The organism is Bradyrhizobium sp. ISRA464, from assembly GCF_029910095.1.
Classification (GTDB): Bacteria; Pseudomonadota; Alphaproteobacteria; order Rhizobiales; family Xanthobacteraceae; genus Bradyrhizobium.
This window is the reverse complement of sequence record NZ_CP094526.1, coordinates 4,663,335-4,680,534: the sequence shown is the minus strand read 5'-3', so window position 1 is coordinate 4,680,534 and position 17,200 is coordinate 4,663,335. Positions and strand designations below refer to the sequence as shown.

Sequence of the window (17,200 nt, the reverse complement as noted above, 5' to 3'; positions counted from 1 at the left end):
CACGTGGACGCCACGTTGGGTCTTCCCGTTCTCGTCATCCTGATCGCGGTCGCGCTGCTGTTCGATTTCCTGAACGGCCTGCACGACGCCGCCAATTCGATCGCTACCATCGTCTCGACGCGCGTGCTGCGGCCGCAATATGCGGTGTTCTGGGCGGCGTTCTTCAATTTCGTCGCCTTCACGGTGTTTGGCCTGCACGTTGCCAACACCATCGGCACCGGGATCATCGAGCCGTCGGTCGTAGATGCCACCGTGATCTTCGCGGCGCTGGTTGGCGCGATCGTCTGGAACCTGTTCACCTGGGGACTCGGCATTCCATCGTCGAGCTCGCACGCACTGATCGGCGGCCTGGTCGGCGCCGGGATGGCGAAGGCGGGAATTTCGGCGGCGGTGTGGAGCGGGCTCTCCAAGACGCTGCTTGCGATCGTGCTGTCGCCTTTGGTCGGCTTCGTGCTGGCACTGGTGCTGGTCGCGATCGTGTCCTGGCTCTCGGTACGCTCGACGCCATTTGCGGTCGATCGCGCGTTCCGCATCCTGCAATTCGCCTCGGCCTCGCTCTATTCGCTCGGCCATGGCGGAAATGACGCGCAGAAGACCATGGGCATCATCGCCGTGCTGCTCTATTCGCAGGGGCACACCGGCGAAACGTTCCACATCCCTTTCTGGGTGGTGCTGGCCTGCCAGAGCGCGATGGCGCTGGGCACGTTGATGGGCGGCTGGCGGATCGTCCGCACCATGGGCCTGCGCATCACGAAGCTGACGCCGATGCAGGGCTTCTGCGCCGAGACCGGCGGCGCCGCGACCCTGTTCATGGCGACCTATCTCGGGGTTCCTGTCTCGACCACGCACACCATCACCGGCGCCATCGTCGGCGTCGGTGCGGCACGGCGGCTGTCCGCCGTGCGCTGGAACGTGGCGAGCTCGATCGTCTACGCCTGGGTGATCACGATTCCCGCATCCGCGGCGGTTGCCGCGCTGACCTATTGGGCGGTGCTGATCCTGCGGTGATCGATCAGGTCACGAGCTTGAGCCCGACGATGCCGGCGACGATCAACCCGATGCTGGCAAGCCGCATCGCAGTGGCCGGTTCGTCGAACAGGACGATACCGAGCGCCGCGGTTCCGACCGCGCCGATCCCGGTCCAGACCGCATAGGCGGTTCCGATCGGCAAGCTCTTGAGCGCGACGCCGAGCAGGATGATGCTGCCGGCCATCGCCGCCAGCGTCAGCGCCGACGGTACGATCCGCGAGAAACCTTCGGTATATTTCAGCCCAATCGCCCAGCCGATCTCCAGCAGGCCAGCGGTGAAGAGAATGGTCCAGGCCATAACGAACCCTCCGGATAAGGCAGGGTCGTCCCCGCTGGTGGTGTGGTGAGGTGAAGGTCGTCCTTCCCATACCTATATGGCTTGCTGTGACCATTCCGCATTGCGACAAATCGCCCTTGATTGCGTCCGTTTTCCCTGCCAAACGCTCCCCGCTATGTCCGATACCGCCCTTACAGCCGAATCGCCGTTCCGGTCGTCGCTTGCCGATGAAGTTGCCCGACGTCGCACCTTTGCGATCATCTCGCACCCGGACGCCGGCAAGACCACGCTGACCGAAAAGCTGCTGCTGTTCGGTGGCGCCATCAACCTTGCCGGCCAGGTCAAGGCCAAGGGCGAGCGGCGCAACACGCGCTCGGACTGGATGAAGATCGAGCGCGAGCGCGGCATCTCGGTCGTCACCTCGGTGATGACCTTCGAGTTCAACGACCTCGTGTTCAACTTGCTGGACACGCCGGGCCACGAGGACTTTTCGGAAGACACCTATCGCACGCTGACCGCGGTCGATTCCGCGGTCATGGTGATCGACGCCGCCAAGGGCATCGAGGCGCGCACGCGCAAGCTGTTCGAGGTTTGTCGCCTGCGCGACATCCCGATCATCACCTTCATCAACAAGATGGACCGCGAGAGCCGCGACACCTTTGAGCTTTTGGACGAGATCGAGAAGACGCTGGCGCTCGACACCACGCCGATGACCTGGCCGGTCGGCCGCGGCCGCGACTTCCTCGGTACCTATGACGTCGTCAATGGCGGCGTGCGGTTGCTCGAAGGCGGCGGCGCCAAGACCGGGCAGGCCGAGCAGATCGACATCGCCGATCTCGGCGCGCGCAATCCCAATCTCGATGTCGCCGGGGTCAAGGACGAGCTCGAATTGGTGTCGGAGGCCTGCAAGCCGTTCGAGCTCGAGGCGTTTCGCGAGGGCCATCTGACGCCGGTGTATTTCGGCAGCGCGCTGCGCAATTTCGGCGTCGGCGACCTGCTGGAAGGCCTCGGCAAATTCGCGCCCGCGCCGAGGGCGCAGGATTCCGATCTGCGCAAGGTCGAGGCGGCGGAGCCGCGCATGAGCGCCTTCGTGTTCAAGATCCAGGCCAACATGGATCCGAACCATCGCGACCGCATCGCGTTCGCCCGGCTGTGCTCGGGCAAGCTCAGCCGGGGCATGAAGGCCAAGCTGGTGCGCACCGGCAAGAACATGAGCCTGTCGAGCCCGCAATTCTTCTTCGCCCAGGACCGCTCGGTGGCCGATGAGGCCTTTGCCGGCGACGTCGTCGGCATTCCCAATCACGGCACGCTGCGGATCGGCGACACCCTGACCGAGGGCGAGGAGCTGACCTTCGTCGGCGTGCCGAGCTTCGCGCCGGAAATCGTCCGCCGCGTCCGCCTGACGGATGCAATGAAGGCCAAGAAGCTGAAGGAAGCCCTGCAGCAGATGTCGGAGGAGGGCGTCGTCCAGGTGTTCCGCCCGCGCGACGGCGCGCCGGCGCTGGTCGGCGTGGTCGGCCCGCTGCAGCTCGACGTGCTCAAGGCGCGGCTCGATGCTGAATACTCGCTGCCGGTGGAGTTCGAGGTCAGCGAGTTCTCGCTGGCGCGCTGGATTTCCTCCGACGACCGCAAGAAGCTCGACGCCTTCATCGCTGCCAACAATTCCGGCATCGCTGACGATGTCGATGGCGATCCCGTGTTCATGGCCAAGAACGAGTTCTATCTCGGTTACACCCGCGAGCGCGCCGAGGGCATCACCTTCTCCAACGTCAAGGACGTAAAGAAGCGGGCGTAGTGGCCCATCGCGGTTGTCGTCCCCGCGGAGGCGGGGGACCCAGTACGCCGCGGCTCCTCCGTCACTCGCAGCCAACTCTGGAATACTGGATCGCCCGGTCCAGCCGGGCGATGACAGCGCAAATTACAGAGACTTTCCGCGTAAACGCGGGGACGTGAACGCGTTCCCGCTTGATGCGATCAGGTTGCGGTACCATTTTCTCCGGTAGGCGTTCAGGGTTCGCTCGCATGCTCCGGCGCGTTGCCATCTGTCTCGCTCTTGCACTGCTGGCCATCGGCCCTGCCGGCACCGTTGACGCGCGGCCGCGGCATCAGAGCAACCCGATTCCGTTCGCACATGAGCCGTGCAGCGTGCTCGACAACAGGCCCTGCACGCCGTCCTATTGCAGCGTGTTCAATCACGGGCCCTGTCTCCCCGAGATCGATTATCCGTACGGTGAAAATCTGCAGCTCACGGTCCTGACGGTGCCGCCGCACGATCAGACCGACAGGTACCGCAAGCCCAATCATGACCTCAATACCATCGGCGACCTGTTCGCCGCGCTGCGCGCCTGCTGGTCGCCGCCGCCGGCCGACAGCGCGCGCGAGGGCATGCAGATGTCGGTGCGGTTCAGCTTCAAGCGGTCGGGTGAAATGATCGGCGCTCCGCGGATGACATTCGCCACGTCGGGCGTTCCGGCCGATACGCGCTCTACCTATCTGAATGCGATCAATGCCTCGCTCGATGCGTGCCTGCCGCTGAAGTTCACCGGCGGGCTCGGTGGGGCCTTGGCCGGCCGCCCGATCATGATCCGCTATGTCGACAATCGCGAGCTTGCCAAGCCGGCCGACAAGCCGTGAGCTGGACGCGCGGGTGATGCATTGCGTTCGGCCGCCCGAAGGTGATACCCGAAGGCATCAACCAAGGACATCAGGGGAGGGACATCGTGGGACTGCTCGTCATGATCGTGGGTCTTGTGCTGTTCCTCGGCGTCCACGTGCTGACCAGCCTGCGCGGGATGCGCGCGGGCCTGGTCAAGGCGATGGGCGAGGGCGGCTATAAGATCGTCTATTCGCTCGTAGCGGCCGCAGGCCTCGTGCTGATCGTCCGAGGCTTTGGCGAATACCGCGCCACAGGTTGGATCGATGTCTGGACGCCGCCGACGGCGTTCAAGCACATCACGGTGGCGCTGATGCTGCCTGCCGTCATCCTGGTGGTGGCTTCCTATATCCGCGGCCGCATCTACACCACGCTGAAGCATCCGATGCTTGCCGGCGTGAAGCTGTGGGCGTTCGCGCATCTGCTCGCCAACGGCGATCTCGGCTCGATCATCCTGTTCGGCTCGTTCCTCGGCTGGGCGGTCTATGACCGCATCTCGCTGAAACGCCGTACGGATGCCGGCGCGCCGCCGATCCCGGTGGGCGGGACAACCAACGACCTGATCGCGATCGCGGTCGGTGTCATCGCTTATCTGGCGCTGGCGTTTGCGTTCCATCCGGTCGTGATCGGCGTGCCTGTGATGGGAGCCTGACGATGTCTGTTCAATCCGCCATCAAGCGCAAGACTGCGCCCGATCTCCGCGCCCGCAAGAACGGCGAGCCGATCGTGATGCTGACCTCGTACCACGCGCACACCGCGGCGCTGGTCGACAAGCATTGCGACGCCATCCTGGTCGGGGATTCCCTCGGCAATGTCATGCACGGCTTCGAAACCACTGTGCCTGTTACGCTCGACATGATGATCCTGCAGGGCCGCGCGGTGATGCGCGGCTCGCAGCAGGCGCTCGTCGTGGTCGACATGCCGTTCGGCTCCTACGAAGGCTCGAAGGAGCAGGCGTTCCAGTCCGCGGTGCGGATCATGAAGGAAACGCTGTGCGGCGCGGTCAAGCTGGAGGGCGGCGTGCGGATGGCGGAGACGGTGGCGTTCCTGTCGGAGCGCGGCATTCCGGTGATGGGCCATATCGGCCTGACGCCGCAGTCTATCAACACGCTCGGCTCGTTCCGCGCCCAGGGCCGCGAGGAGGCGAACTGGGCGCCGATCGAGAACGACGCCAGGGCGATCGCGGAGGCCGGCGCCTTCTCGATCGTGGTCGAGGCGGTGGCCGAGCCGCTGGCGCGCAAGATCACGCAGTCGATCGCCGTGCCGACCGTCGGCATCGGCGCCAGCGCGGCTTGCGACGGCCAGGTGCTGGTGCTGGAGGACATGCTCGGCCTGTCGCCGCGCGCGCCGAAATTCGTGCGCCGCTACGGCAATCTCGGACCGGCGATCGAGGAAGCGATCGCTGGCTATGCGCGGGACGTGAAGAGCCGCGCCTTCCCGGGGCCCGAGCATGTCTACGAGATGAAGAAGACCTGACGGAGCTGACATGGACTGGTCGCAGCACGCACTTCCGCCCATGCGGCTCGAGCCGCGCTTCGGTGACCGGGTCGTGCCGGCGTTCGTGGAGCGGCCGGGCAGCCTGTGGGCGATGATCGCGCAAGCCGTCGCACAGAATGGCGACGGCGAGGCATTGATCTGCGGAGATACCCGCCTGACCTGGCGCGAGCTCGCGCAGCGCTCGGCCAAGGTCGCGGCCGGCTTCGAAAAGCTCGGCCTTGTGCCCGGCGATCGCGTCGCGATCCTGCTCGGCAATCGCATCGAGTTCGTGTTGGCGATGTTCGCCGCCGCCCATGCCGGGCTGGTGACGGTGTTGCTCTCGACGCGGCAGCAGAAGCCCGAGATCGCCTTTGTGCTGAACGATTGCGGCGCGAAGCTTCTCGTCCACGAGGCCACGCTTGCCGACCGCGTGCCCGACGCGGCCGACATCCCCGATCTGCGGCACCGGATCTCCGTGAGCGAAGACAGCGCGTCGCAATTTGCACGCCTGCTCGACAATCCGCCGGCATCCGCGCCCGCGGAGGTGAGGGAAGAGGACACTGCGATGATCCTCTACACGTCGGGCACCACGGGCCGGCCGAAGGGCGCGATGCTCGCCCATTGCAACATCATCCATTCTTCGATGGTGTTCGTGTCCTGCCTGAAGCTGACCAAAGCGGATCGCTCGGTTGCCGCCGTGCCGCTCGCGCATGTCACCGGCGCCGTCGCCAATATCACAACCATGGTGTGCTGCGCCGGCGCGCTGATCGTCATGCCCGAGTTCAAGGCATCAGAATATCTGAAGCTCGCCGCGCGCGAACGCGTGACCTTCACGGTGATGGTGCCGGCGATGTACAATCTCTGTCTGCTGCAGCCGGATTTCGACAGCTACGATCTGTCGAGCTGGCGCATCGGCGGCTTCGGCGGCGCGCCGATGCCGGTCGCCACCATAGAGAAGCTCGACGCCAAGATTCCCGGGTTGAAGCTCGCGAACTGCTACGGCGCCACCGAGACCACGTCGCCGTCGACGTTGATGCCGGGCGAACTGACCGAGGCGCATATCGACAGCGTCGGCCTGCCATGCCCCGGCGCCGAGATCGTCGTGATGGGGCCTGATGGCCGCGAAGTGCCGCGCGGTGAGATCGGCGAGCTCTGGATCCGCAGCGCCTCCGTCATCCGGGGTTACTGGAACAATCCGAAGGCAACAGCCGAGAGCTTCACGGCCGGCTTCTGGCATTCCGGCGATCTCGGCTCGGTCGATACGCAGAACTTCGTCCGCGTATTCGATCGCCAGAAGGACATGATCAACCGCGGCGGCCTGAAGATCTATTCCGCCGAGGTTGAATCGGTGTTGGCCGGTCACCCTGCCGTCGTCGAGAGCGCGATCATTGCCAAGCCGTGCCCGGTCCTGGGCGAGCGGGTGCACGCCGTGATTGTGACGCGTGCCGAGGTGAATGCGGAGGCCTTGCGCGCCTGGTGCGCCGAGCGGCTGTCGGATTACAAGGTGCCCGAGACGATGGCGCTGACCGCAACCCCGCTGCCGCGCAACGCCAACGGCAAGGTGATCAAGCGCCAGTTGCGGGAGACGTTGGCGGCGGCCGCGACCTGATCGGCGAGGCAAACCTCCACGGTTAACACTTTGATCCCCCTCGCTTTGCCTTGCCACCGCCACACCATTAGGGTAACGCCGCGGCGGTGTGGGGATCGGGTGTGGGCTGGGCCCAGCCCGCAATTGCGGTCCCGAGGGGATGGGATAGCCTTAAGTGTCTGAATTATTTGATGAAGTAAACGAGGAAGTCCGTCGCGAACAGCTCAAGAGGCTGTGGGACAAGTACTCGCTGTTCATTATCGCGCTGGTGGTGCTGATCATCGCGGGCGTCGGTGGCTGGCGCGGCTACCAGTATCTGGAGGCGAAGAAGGCCGCCGAGGCGGGTGCGGCATTCGATCGCGCCGTCGAATTGTCCGAGCAGAACAAGCATGCCGAGGCGGAAGCGGCCTTTGCGGACCTCGCGGCCAAGGCGCCGTACGGCTATCGGACCCTGGCGCGGCTGCGCATGGCGGCCGAGGTCGCGACCCACGACCAGCAGGCCGCCGCCAAGCTGTATGACGAGATCGCGGCCGACGGCAGCGTCGGCCGGCCCGAGCAGGACCTGGCCCGGATCCGCGCAGCTCAGCTCCTGATGGAAACCACGACCTATCCGAACATGCTGCAGCGGCTCGAACCGGCGACCGCCCAGGATTCGACCTTCCGTCACACCGCGCGCGAACTGCTGGCGCTGTCGGCCTGGCGGGCCAACGACGCTACCGCCGCGCGCAAGTGGCTTGACCAGATTGCCAGTGACGGCGACTCGCCTCCGAGCCTGCGCTCGCGCGCCGAGGCGCTGCAGGCCCTGCTGCCGCCGGCCGCCAAGAGCTGAGAGGCATGATCCGGAAAAGTGGGAACCGGTTTTCCCTCGCGACAAACGCGAAGCGTTTGCGCGGAGATCATGCCCAGACAAACCTGAGTTGAATGAGAGATCGACCATGCGCCGCTCGCAACGCTTGATCGCAGCCGCAGTTCTCGTCTCGCTTTGCAGCGTGCTGGCGGGCTGCGGTGGCGGCGGCATGGCCAATTTCGATCCGTCCGATCTGCTCGACTTCCTCGACACCAAGAAGAAGCTGCCGGGCGAGCGCAAGCCGGTATTCCCCGAGGGCGTGCCGGGCCTCGAGCAGGGCGTGCCGAAGGAATTGTACAAGAACGAGGTGGAGCAGCAGCAGCGGGAGCAGCAGGCCGCCGAGGCTGCCGCCGCGGCGACGCCTCCGCCGGCCGAGCCGGCAAAACCAGCCAAGAAGCACGCCAGGGGCAAGCCGGCTCCTGCTGCGGGCCAGGCCGGCGCTCCCGACGCCGCGGCGTCCGAGGAGGGCGCTCCCGTCGCGCTGCCGCCGGAGCCGAAGAAGAAAAAGGTCGTTCGCCGCCGGACCACGGCGCCGCCTCCCGATGACCAGCAGGCGCAGCAGCCCGCCGCGCAGCCGGCGGCCCCGGCCCAGACCACGCAACAATCCGCCGCGCCGTTCCCCGCGCCGCTACCGAGCGGCTCGTTTAGCCACTAGCGCCGAACTACCTGGGCCCGGTGCACATCCCACGGCCTCATGGTTCGAGATGCGCGGCGCTGCCGCGCCCCTCACCATGAGGATCCAGCCCCTCATCCTGAGGAGGCGCGAAGCGCCGCCTCGAAGGATGAGGCCACCGATCGAGAACAGGCACGGGCTACCCGAAGCTCATTGACTCGCGCCTGATAAGTTGCGCTTGGATAGTTTCATGTCTTTCACCATCGCCATTATCGGCCGGCCCAATGTCGGCAAATCGACGCTGTTCAACCGGCTGGTCGGGCAGAAGCTCGCGCTGGTCGACGATGAGCCGGGTGTGACGCGCGACCGCCGCGAGGGCCAGGCGCGGCTCGGCGATCTCGACTTCACGATCATCGATACCGCAGGCCTCGACGAGGGTGCCAAGGGCTCGCTGACCGCCCGGATGCAGGAGCAGACCGAAACCGCGATCGAGCTTGCCGACGCCCTGATGTTCGTGATCGACGCCCGCGTCGGCCTGACGCCGACCGACCGCGCCTTTGCCGATTTCGCCCGCCGCGCCAACAAGCCGGTGGTGCTGGTCGCGAACAAGGCCGAGGGCAAGCATGGCGAGATCGGGGCGATGGAATCCTATGCGCTGGGTCTCGGCGATCCCGTGCAGATCTCGGCCGAGCATGGCGAGGGCATGGGCGAGCTCTACGAGGCGCTGAGTGCGCTGATGCCGGAAGGCGCCGACGCGGATGATGACGAGGTGGAGGACGATGACGAAGACGTCTCGGAGGAGGAGGCCGCGCAGCGCCCGATCCGGGTGGCGATCGTCGGCCGGCCCAATGCCGGCAAGTCGACGCTGATCAACCGTCTGCTCGGCGAGGAACGCCTGCTGACCAGCCCCGAGGCCGGCACCACGCGCGATTCCATCGCGGTCGAGATCACCTGGCAGGGCCGTCAATTCCGCATCTTCGACACCGCAGGCCTGCGCCGCCGCTCGCGAATCGAGGAGAAGCTGGAAAAGCTTTCGGTCGCCGACGCGCTGCGCGCGGTGCGCTTCGCCGAGGTGGTCGTGCTGATGATGGACGCGCAGAACAGGTTCGAGGAGCAGGACCTGCGCATCGCCGACTTGATCGAGCGCGAGGGCCGCGCGATCGTGCTCGCGGTCAACAAATGGGATCTCGTCGAGCGCAAGCCGAACCAGATCTCGGCGCTGCGCGCCGACGCCGATCACTGGCTGCCGCAGGTCAAGGGTGCGCCGATCGTGGCGGTGTCCGGCCTGATGGGCGAGGGCATCGACCGCCTGATGAGCGCGATCCAGGACGCCTATGCGGTCTGGAACCGGCGCGTGCCGACCTCGGCGCTCAACCGCTGGTTCGAGCAGGCGATCCAGGCCAATCCGCCGCCCGCGGTCTCGGGCCGCCGGCTGAAGCTGAACTACATCACCGAGACCAAGGCGCGCCCGCCGAGCTTTGTGCTGTTCTGCTCGCGCGCCGATGCGATCCCGAAATCCTATCTGCGCTATCTCACCAACGGGCTGCGCGAGGCGTTCGATCTGCCGGGCACACCTGTTCGGATCACGCTGCGCGAGAAGGCCAATCCGTTCGCCTACAAGCGCAAACGGCCGTCGTGAGCGGGGAGGCGGTGAACGGCACGACAGATGCACCGCCGGCGCGCAGTGGCGCGGTGATCTTCATCTTCATCACCCTTCTGCTCGACATGCTGGCGCTCGGGATCATCATCCCGATCCTGCCGAAGCTGATCGAGGGCTTCGTCAACAACGACACCGCGAACGCGGCGCGCATCTTCGGCCTGTTCGGCACGATCTGGGCGCTGATGCAGTTCGTCTTCTCGCCGGTGCTGGGTGCGCTGTCCGACCGCTTCGGCCGCCGGCCCGTGGTGCTCTTGTCGAATTTCGGCCTTGCCGCCGACTATGTCGTGATGGCGCTGGCGCCGACGCTGGTCTGGCTGTTCATCGGGCGGGTGATCTCAGGCATCACGTCGGCGAGCATCTCGACCGCGTTCGCCTATGTCGCCGACGTCACCGCGCCGGAGCAGCGGGCCGCGATGTTCGGCAAGGTCGGCGTCGCCTTCGGCGCGGGCTTCATCCTCGGGCCGGCGCTGGGCGGCCTGCTCGGCGAGATCGATCCGCGGCTGCCGTTCTGGGTTGCGGCGGGGTTGAGCTTCGTCAATGGTCTCTACGGCCTGTTCATCCTGCCGGAGTCGCTGCCGCGTGAGCGCCGTTCGCCGTTCCACTGGCGGCGCGCCCATCCGCTCGGCGCGCTGCGTCTCTTGCGTTCGCACCGGACGCTCGCCGGCCTGTCGCTGGCGAATTTCTTCGCGCAGCTCGCGCATGTCGTGCTGCCCTCGGTGTTCGTGCTTTACGCTACATATCGCTACGGCTGGGACACCGGCACGGTCGGCGCCACGCTGGCGCTGGTCGGCGTCTGCGCGATGATCGTGCAGGGCGCGGCGATCGGCCCGATCGTCCGGCGTTTGGGCGAGCGCAAGGCGCTGTTCCTCGGCCTCATGTGCGGCGCCGCCGGCTTCGCGATTTTCGGCGCGGCGCCGACCGGACACCTGTTCTGGGTCGGCATTCCCGTGATGGCGCTGTGGGGCGTCTCGGGCGCCGCGACCCAGGCGCTGACGACGCAGCTCGTGGCAGCAGACCAGCAGGGCCAGCTGCAGGGCGCCACCACCAGCGTGCAGAGCGTCTCGGAACTGATCGGGCCGTTCCTGTTCACGCTGACCTTCGCCTATTTCATCTGCGACAGCGTGCCGCTGAAAATGCCCGGCGCGCCGTTCTACCTTGCGGGTGCGCTGTTGCTGCTGGCGCTCGCGATCGCGTGGCGCGCGACGGCGGCGCGGAAGATAACATCGTAGCTTCGTGGGGTGGGTTAGCCGAAGGCGTAACCCACCGTTATCTGCGAGGTGAGCAGGTCGGTGGGTTACGCGGAGTTTATCATCGGGCCGCGCGTTGCGCGGACCCGTTGGCTAACCCACCCTACAATTCTACTCGGTCGCGGGCACCGAATGGTGCTCGTGCGTGATGCGCCAGGCACCGTCGACCTTGCGCAATCCGACCGTCAGCCTGAACTGGAACGTGGCGTCGGGAGGGCCGCAGCGCATCACTGCGACGGCGAAGGCGACGTCGTTGCCGGCGGTGATCGCGATGTCCTCGATGTCGAACGCGTACGAGGGTTTGTGATAGCGGAAGAACAGATCCCATGTCTTCCGGTATTCGTCCAAGCCGCGCGATTGGAGCGGCGGCGGAACGTCGAACATCACGATGTCTTGATCATGATGGGCGAGAACGCCCGCATAGTCGTGTCTGCGGACGGCGTCCGTCCACGCGTCGATCAGCGCTTTGATCTCGATTTCTGCCGATTGGCCCTGTTGCGTCATCGCTCTCGTGCTCCGAATGCTGGCTGATGGATGCTCCGAGGACGAAGGCGAGGGCGAATATCCGATAGGGGACATGTGTCGTTTTGCCGGCCGGGCAAGGCGGCCACGACGTGATGATGTGAATGCGACGCGCGAAACGGCGCGGGGCGGGTTAGCCGCGGGCCAACCCACCCCTGTCGCCGAGGTAAGCAAAATCGTTCCGCTTCCTACGCCGTCACTTCTTCACCAGCGGGCACTCGCTGGCCGAGAGCGGCTTGGCTGCGTCGTCCGGCGAGATCGTGGCGATCAGCTTGTAGTAGTCCCAGGGATATTTGGACTCTTCGGGCTTCTTCACCTCGAACAGATAGGCCGGAATGATGCGGCGGCCGTCGATCCGCAGCGGGCCCTTGCCGAACAAGGGATCGTCGGTCGGGATCTCCTTCATCTTGGCCACGACCTTGGCGCCGTCATGCGGATTCCCGCCGAGGGCCTCCAGCGCCTTCAGATAGTGCAGCACCATCGCGTAGTTCCCGGCCTGCGTCATCGACGGCATCGCGTTCTTGGCAGCCAGGGCGGCGAAGCGCTTCGACCATGCGCGGGTCTTGTCGTTCATGTCCCAGTAGAAGGATTCCGTGAACGTCAGGCCTTGCGCGGTCTTGAGCCCCAGCGAATGCACGTCGTTGATGAACAAGAGCAGCGCCGCCAGCTTCTGGCCGCCGGAGACGATGCCGAATTCCGCGGCCTGCTTGATCGCGTTGGTGGTGTCGCCGCCGGCATTGGCGAGGCCGATGACCTTGGCCTTCGAACTCTGCGCTTGCAGCAGGAAGGAGGAGAAGTCCGCTGTGTTGAGCGGATGCCTGACGCTGCCGAGCACCTTGCCGCCATTGGCGGTGACGACCGCGGAGGTGTCCCGCTCCAGTGCGTGGCCGAAGGCGTAGTCTGAGGTGAGGAAGAACCAGGTATCTCCGCCGGCTTTCGTCAACGCCTTGCCGGTGCCATTGGCCAGCATGTAGGTGTCGTAGGTGAACGAGACGGTGTTCGGCGTGCAGGCCTTGCCGGTCAGATCCGCGGTGGCCGCACCCGAATTGAGCAGGACGGAGTTCTTTTCCTTGACCAGGTTGTTGATCGCAAGCGCGACGCCGGAGTTCGGCGTATCGGCGATCGCGTCGACCTTGTCGTTGTCGATCCATTGCCTCGCGATATTGACGCCGACGTCGGGCTTGTTCTGGTGATCGCCGCTCACGACGTCGATCTTCCAGCCCTTCTTCAGTAGACCCGAATCCTCGACCGCCATCTTGACCGCGACGACCGAATTTGGGCCGCCGATGTCGGCATAAAGGCTCGACATGTCGTTCAGCACGCCGATCTTGACGGTCTTGTCCTGAGCGAACGCAGAAGTTGAAAGGCTGAGTGCGGCGCAAGCAAGAAGCGCGGCACAGCGCCGCGCGAACGTCGTTGTCATGAAATATTCCCTCCACTGTGAATTATCCGGACGGCCCTCTTGAGATGGAGCCTTCGTGCCGGTTGGGTTTCCCGCTTACCCTTTCTGAAGCCTAACGGCAATCAGCATAAAGCCGGACGAATCCGCACAGTCCGGAGCGCGGGCGGGGAGGCGTCGGCATCATGGTTGCTCCCGTTGAGCTGCGGCGACGTGCCCGAGGCCGCGGTGTCGCAGCGTCATCCAGCCCGTCGTTACTTCAGAGCGTCGGAAGTCAGCTTGAATTTCTGGATGCGCTTGCCGTCGACCTCGCCGATGTAGACGTTGCCGTTCTGGTCGACCGCCATGACGTGCAGCAGCGCGAACTGGCCGGCATTGCGGCCGCCGTGACCGAAGGTTCCGACCACGCTGCCGTCCTCGCGCTTGACCACACTGATCTCGTTGTTGGCGCCGTCGGCATTGAGGAGATAGGTCTGCTTGGGATCGGGCCATAGCGCGAGATCGAACACCGCGCCGTCGCCCAGCGTCTTCTTCTCGTAGAAGAACTCCTTCACGAAGATGCCGAACAAAGCTGTCATCGCCCGGCTTGCCGCCTCCGCAAAGATGCTTCGGCGCGCCTGAGAGCTGAGCCTCGTCGAAGCCTTTGGCGTAGACGGGACCGGGTGATCCAGCGATTCAATGACGATCGCTATTGGATACTGGATCCCCGCCTTCGCGGGGAGACGACGAGGGCGTGGCGCGCCTCGGATTACTACGCCGGCGGCTGAAAATTCCGCAGCGTGCGCGCCTTGTAGTCGTACAGCTTGCCGGTCTCGGTCCAGTCGGGCCCGCACATCGGCACGATGAACTCGGCGGCCATGTCGGGCGTGTCCAGCGTCATCGGGTCCTCGCCGGGAAATACCGCTGCGCGCATCCGGGTGCGGATCGGGCCGGGGCTGAACAGGTTGACGCGCAGCTTGGTGTTGGCGGTCTCGTTGGCCCAGGAGCGCACCAGCGCCTCGAGCGCGGCTTTCGATGCCGCATAGGGGCCGAGATAGGCATTGGCCTTGTAGGCCGCGCCCGAGGTGACGAACACCGCGCGGCCGGCATCGGATTGCTTCAGCAGCGGATCCATGCAGCGGATCAACTGGAAGTTCGCGGTGACGTTCACCGCCATCACGTCGTTCCACGGATTCAGTTCGATATGGCCGAGCGGCGAGGAGGGGCCGGCGACGCCGGCATTGCCGACGAGGATGTCGAGCTTGCCGTGGCGTTCGTGCAGCGCAAGCCCGAGCCGCGTGATGCCCTCGTAGTCGGTGAGGCTGAGCGGCACTAGCGTGGCGCTGCCGCCGTCCTTGCGGATCTCGTCGTCGAGCTCCTCCAGCCCTCCTTGCGTCCGCGCCACCGCCACGACATGCGCACCGGCCTTGGCGAGCGCGACCGCGGTGGCATAGCCGATGCCGCGCGAGGCGCCGGTCACGAGGGCGATACGGGAGGCGAGGGGTTTTGTCATGAGCCGCTCTCTTCGTCATGCCCGGCCGGTAGCGCGAAGCGCGTCTTCGCGCCAGACGCGCCGGGCATCCACGTCTTTGGGGCGGGTATTACAGACGTGGATGGCCGGGACAAGCCCGGCCATGACGGAAAACGGCGTGTTCCTGCGCGTCAGCTCGCCTCGGCGAGCAGCGAGAGCTGGCGCGGCGCGGGCTCGACGTCGCTCTGGTCGGTGAGGTGGGTCGGATAGGCGCCGGTGAAGCAGTGGTCAGCGAATTTCGGGTTGGCGGGATCGCGTCCCTGATAGCCCATCGCGCGGTACATGCCGTCGATCGACAGGAATGCCAGCGAGTCGGCGCCGATGATCTCGCGCATCTCCTCGACCGAATGGGTGGCCGCCAGCAGGCCGCCGCGGTCGGGCAGGTCGATGCCGTAATAGTCGGGATAGAGGATCGGCGGCGAGGCGAGGCGGAAGTGCACCTCGCGGGCGCCGGCGTCGCGCATCATGCGCACGATCTTCTTCGAGGTGGTGCCGCGCACCAGGCTGTCGTCGATCAGGATGATGCGCTTGCCCTCGATCGCGGCGCGATTGGCCGAATGCTTCATGCGCACGCCGAGCTCGCGCACGCTCTGGGTCGGCTGGATGAAGGTGCGGCCCACATAGTGGTTGCGGATAATGCCGAGCTCGAACGGCACGCCGGAATACTGGCTGTAGCCGACCGCGGCGGGCACGCCCGAGTCAGGCACCGGCACCACGACGTCGACATCGGGATGGCTCTCGCGCGCGAGCTGGGCACCGAATGCCTTGCGCACGTCATAGACCGAACGGCCGCCGACGATGGAATCCGGCCGGGCGAAATAGATGTATTCGAAGATGCAGGGCCGCGGCGGCTTCGGCGGGAACGGCTTGTGGCTGTGTGCGCCGCTCTCGTCGAACACGATGATCTCGCCGGGCTCGATGTCGCGGACATATTTGGCGCCGATCATGTCGAGCGCGCAGGTCTCCGAGGTCAGGATCGGGCGGCCGTCGAGATCGCCGAGCACCAGCGGCCGGATGCCGAGCGGGTCGCGCGCGCCGATCAGTTTCTTGTTGGTCAGCGCGACCAGCGCGTAGGCGCCCTCGATCGCGCGCAGCGCCTCGATGAAGCGGTCGATGAAGCGGGCGCGCTTGGACTGCGCCACCAGATGCAGGATCACTTCGGTGTCGGTGGTCGACTGCATCATCGCGCCGCCCTTCACGAGCTCGCGGCGCAGGGTGAGGGCGTTGGTGAGGTTGCCGTTGTGGCCGACCGCGAAGCCGCCGGCATTGAGCTCGGCGAACAGCGGCTGCACGTTGCGCAGGATGGTGGCGCCGGTCGTGGAGTAGCGGACATGGCCGACCGCGGCGCTGCCGGGCAGGCGCTCGATCACCTCGCGTCGGGAGAAGGTGTCGCCGACGAGGCCGAGACGGCGCTCGGAATGGAAACGGCTGCCGTCGAAGGAGACAATGCCGGCGGCCTCCTGGCCGCGATGCTGGAGGGCGTGCAGGCCGAGCGCGGTGATCGCGGCGGCTTCCGTGTGGCCGAAGATGCCGAACACGCCGCATTCCTCGCGGAGCGTGTCGCCATCGAGATCCGGATGTCGGAGATCGTCCTCTCGGAGATGGTCCTGCAATTCGATCGGGCCGAGGTCGAGATCCAGTTGGTCGGCGTGATCGGAAGGGGTCTGCATCTCGTTCATCGCCTCTCGTTGGGGCCCGTCAAAGTCAATGGCCTGCAGGTTTCTCGATCAGCTTTTTAAGGCTGTCGCGGGCAGGTTTACTATAGCCGTCGCCCGACGCAGGCGTGGTAGCCTGATCGGGATCGGCAGCAGAATCATCGTCCGGCTTATTCTTTTTGAACTTCTTTAAGATGGTGTTCTCGGGGTCGTCAGGCAAGAGCGACATCAGCCAATCCCCGGTTCCCTGCAGCACCACCCGCGACTTCGCCCCGGTCACCCAGTCCGGCCGCTGCTTGTCCGGGACCAGCCAGGTGAAGAACATGAACGCCACGACCACGATCAGGAGGCCGCGAGCCAGCCCGAACAGGAAGCCGAGGGTCCGGTCCAGCGCGCCGATCCGCGAATCCAGGATCATGTCGGAAATGCGCACCGTGATGATGGAGACCACGATCAGGGTGCCGATGAAGGTGCCGGCCACCACGACCACGGCCGCGACCGTGTCGTTGTTGAAATAGGTCTTGGCGGTCGGCAGCAGCTTCGAGAACGCATACAGCGTCACCAGCGCCGCGGCGCCCCAGGCCGCGATCGACAGGATCTCGCGCATGAAGCCACGCACCATGGCAAGCAGGCCCGAGATCAGCATCACCCCGAGCAGGACGAGATCAAGTATTGTTATGGGCATCGGCTGGTCAGGTCCGCTGGTACGTTTGGGTACGCTGTT

General features: G+C 65.6%; 16 protein-coding genes and 1 pseudogene. 10 read left to right on the top strand and 7 right to left on the bottom strand.

From position 1 onward, the window contains the following. The first annotated feature begins 3 nt into the window (after window positions 1-3). Entirely contained in the window at window positions 4-1,008 is a 1,005-nt protein-coding gene (locus MTX19_RS22070) for an inorganic phosphate transporter (protein ID WP_280979279.1), read from the top strand. A gap of 4 nt (window positions 1,009-1,012) precedes the next feature. Here MTX19_RS22070 and sugE read toward each other — a convergent pair whose 3' ends face one another. Further along, window positions 1,013-1,327, bottom strand: coding sequence for a quaternary ammonium compound efflux SMR transporter SugE (gene sugE / locus MTX19_RS22065; protein WP_280979278.1), 315 nt, complete (start codon window positions 1,325-1,327; stop codon window positions 1,013-1,015). Window positions 1,328-1,481: 154 nt separating this feature from the next. On the opposite strand from sugE, the gene MTX19_RS22060 reads away from it, so the two are divergent. From MTX19_RS22060 to MTX19_RS22020, 9 genes are all read left to right on the top strand, one after another. Next, window positions 1,482-3,101: a peptide chain release factor 3 gene (locus MTX19_RS22060; RefSeq protein ID WP_280979277.1), complete on the top strand. Its 1,620-nt coding sequence runs from the start codon at window positions 1,482-1,484 to the stop codon at window positions 3,099-3,101. Window positions 3,102-3,328: 227 nt separating this feature from the next. After that, window positions 3,329-3,940 carry a hypothetical protein gene (locus tag MTX19_RS22055; RefSeq protein WP_280979276.1) on the top strand — a complete coding sequence of 204 codons (612 nt, stop codon included), beginning with the start codon at window positions 3,329-3,331 and terminating at the stop codon, window positions 3,938-3,940. Window positions 3,941-4,026: 86 nt separating this feature from the next. Beyond that, on the top strand, window positions 4,027-4,611 hold the full coding sequence (locus MTX19_RS22050) for an NnrU family protein (protein ID WP_280979275.1): 585 nt from the start codon (window positions 4,027-4,029) through the stop codon (window positions 4,609-4,611). A 2-nt stretch (window positions 4,612-4,613) separates the two neighbouring features. After that, a complete protein-coding gene (panB, locus tag MTX19_RS22045) occupies window positions 4,614-5,435 on the top strand; it encodes a 3-methyl-2-oxobutanoate hydroxymethyltransferase (protein ID WP_280979274.1) in 822 nt (273 codons plus the stop codon). 10 nt (window positions 5,436-5,445) lie between these two features. Next, window positions 5,446-7,044 (top strand): class I adenylate-forming enzyme family protein, encoded by a 1,599-nt coding sequence (locus tag MTX19_RS22040; RefSeq protein ID WP_280979273.1) that lies wholly within the window; start codon window positions 5,446-5,448, stop codon window positions 7,042-7,044. A 154-nt stretch (window positions 7,045-7,198) separates the two neighbouring features. After that, window positions 7,199-7,852, top strand: a complete 654-nt coding sequence (locus tag MTX19_RS22035; protein ID WP_280979272.1) for a tetratricopeptide repeat protein — start codon at window positions 7,199-7,201, stop codon at window positions 7,850-7,852. A 106-nt stretch (window positions 7,853-7,958) separates the two neighbouring features. Then, complete coding sequence (locus tag MTX19_RS22030; RefSeq protein ID WP_280979271.1) at window positions 7,959-8,525, top strand: hypothetical protein; 567 nt, start codon at window positions 7,959-7,961, stop codon at window positions 8,523-8,525. A 208-nt stretch (window positions 8,526-8,733) separates the two neighbouring features. After that, entirely contained in the window at window positions 8,734-10,122 is a 1,389-nt protein-coding gene (gene der, locus MTX19_RS22025; protein ID WP_280979270.1) for a ribosome biogenesis GTPase Der, read from the top strand. A gap of 11 nt (window positions 10,123-10,133) precedes the next feature. After that, window positions 10,134-11,372 carry a TCR/Tet family MFS transporter gene (locus MTX19_RS22020; protein WP_280979269.1) on the top strand — a complete coding sequence of 413 codons (1,239 nt, stop codon included), beginning with the start codon at window positions 10,134-10,136 and terminating at the stop codon, window positions 11,370-11,372. Between the two features lie 129 nt (window positions 11,373-11,501). Here MTX19_RS22020 and MTX19_RS22015 read toward each other — a convergent pair whose 3' ends face one another. From MTX19_RS22015 to MTX19_RS21990, 6 genes and pseudogenes are all read right to left on the bottom strand, one after another. Beyond that, window positions 11,502-11,894 (bottom strand): nuclear transport factor 2 family protein, encoded by a 393-nt coding sequence (locus tag MTX19_RS22015; protein WP_280979268.1) that lies wholly within the window; start codon window positions 11,892-11,894, stop codon window positions 11,502-11,504. 214 nt (window positions 11,895-12,108) lie between these two features. Beyond that, window positions 12,109-13,335, bottom strand: coding sequence for an ABC transporter substrate-binding protein (locus MTX19_RS22010; RefSeq protein ID WP_280979267.1), 1,227 nt, complete (start codon window positions 13,333-13,335; stop codon window positions 12,109-12,111). A gap of 230 nt (window positions 13,336-13,565) precedes the next feature. Further along, window positions 13,566-13,868 (bottom strand): annotated as a pseudogene (locus MTX19_RS22005) (hypothetical protein); the annotation flags it as partial. Between the two features lie 194 nt (window positions 13,869-14,062). Then, the gene (locus MTX19_RS22000) at window positions 14,063-14,803 is read right to left on the bottom strand and encodes an SDR family NAD(P)-dependent oxidoreductase (protein ID WP_280979266.1); all 741 of its coding nucleotides are present in this window, start codon (window positions 14,801-14,803) and stop codon (window positions 14,063-14,065) included. A 149-nt stretch (window positions 14,804-14,952) separates the two neighbouring features. Then, window positions 14,953-16,491, bottom strand: coding sequence for an amidophosphoribosyltransferase (gene purF / locus MTX19_RS21995; RefSeq protein WP_280984854.1), 1,539 nt, complete (start codon window positions 16,489-16,491; stop codon window positions 14,953-14,955). 34 nt (window positions 16,492-16,525) lie between these two features. After that, window positions 16,526-17,161: a CvpA family protein gene (locus MTX19_RS21990; RefSeq protein ID WP_280979265.1), complete on the bottom strand. Its 636-nt coding sequence runs from the start codon at window positions 17,159-17,161 to the stop codon at window positions 16,526-16,528. Window positions 17,162-17,200: the final 39 nt, after the last annotated feature.

Excerpts from the sequence above, each read along its gene's own strand:
- MTX19_RS22040 (WP_280979273.1), top strand. The coding sequence starts at position 5,446 with ATGGACTGGTCGCAGCACGCACTTCCGCCCATGCGGCTCGAGCCGCGC.
- MTX19_RS22055 (WP_280979276.1), top strand. The coding sequence starts at position 3,329 with ATGCTCCGGCGCGTTGCCATCTGTCTCGCTCTTGCACTGCTGGCCATC.
- MTX19_RS22060 (WP_280979277.1), top strand. The coding sequence starts at position 1,482 with ATGTCCGATACCGCCCTTACAGCCGAATCGCCGTTCCGGTCGTCGCTT.
- panB (WP_280979274.1), top strand. The coding sequence starts at position 4,614 with ATGTCTGTTCAATCCGCCATCAAGCGCAAGACTGCGCCCGATCTCCGC.
- MTX19_RS21990 (WP_280979265.1), bottom strand. The coding sequence starts at position 17,161 with ATGCCCATAACAATACTTGATCTCGTCCTGCTCGGGGTGATGCTGATC.
- der (WP_280979270.1), top strand. The coding sequence starts at position 8,734 with ATGTCTTTCACCATCGCCATTATCGGCCGGCCCAATGTCGGCAAATCG.
- MTX19_RS22010 (WP_280979267.1), bottom strand. The coding sequence starts at position 13,335 with ATGACAACGACGTTCGCGCGGCGCTGTGCCGCGCTTCTTGCTTGCGCC.
- sugE (WP_280979278.1), bottom strand. The coding sequence starts at position 1,327 with ATGGCCTGGACCATTCTCTTCACCGCTGGCCTGCTGGAGATCGGCTGG.
- MTX19_RS22015 (WP_280979268.1), bottom strand. The coding sequence starts at position 11,894 with ATGACGCAACAGGGCCAATCGGCAGAAATCGAGATCAAAGCGCTGATC.
- MTX19_RS22000 (WP_280979266.1), bottom strand. The coding sequence starts at position 14,803 with ATGACAAAACCCCTCGCCTCCCGTATCGCCCTCGTGACCGGCGCCTCG.
- purF (WP_280984854.1), bottom strand. The coding sequence starts at position 16,491 with ATGCAGACCCCTTCCGATCACGCCGACCAACTGGATCTCGACCTCGGC.
- MTX19_RS22030 (WP_280979271.1), top strand. The coding sequence starts at position 7,959 with ATGCGCCGCTCGCAACGCTTGATCGCAGCCGCAGTTCTCGTCTCGCTT.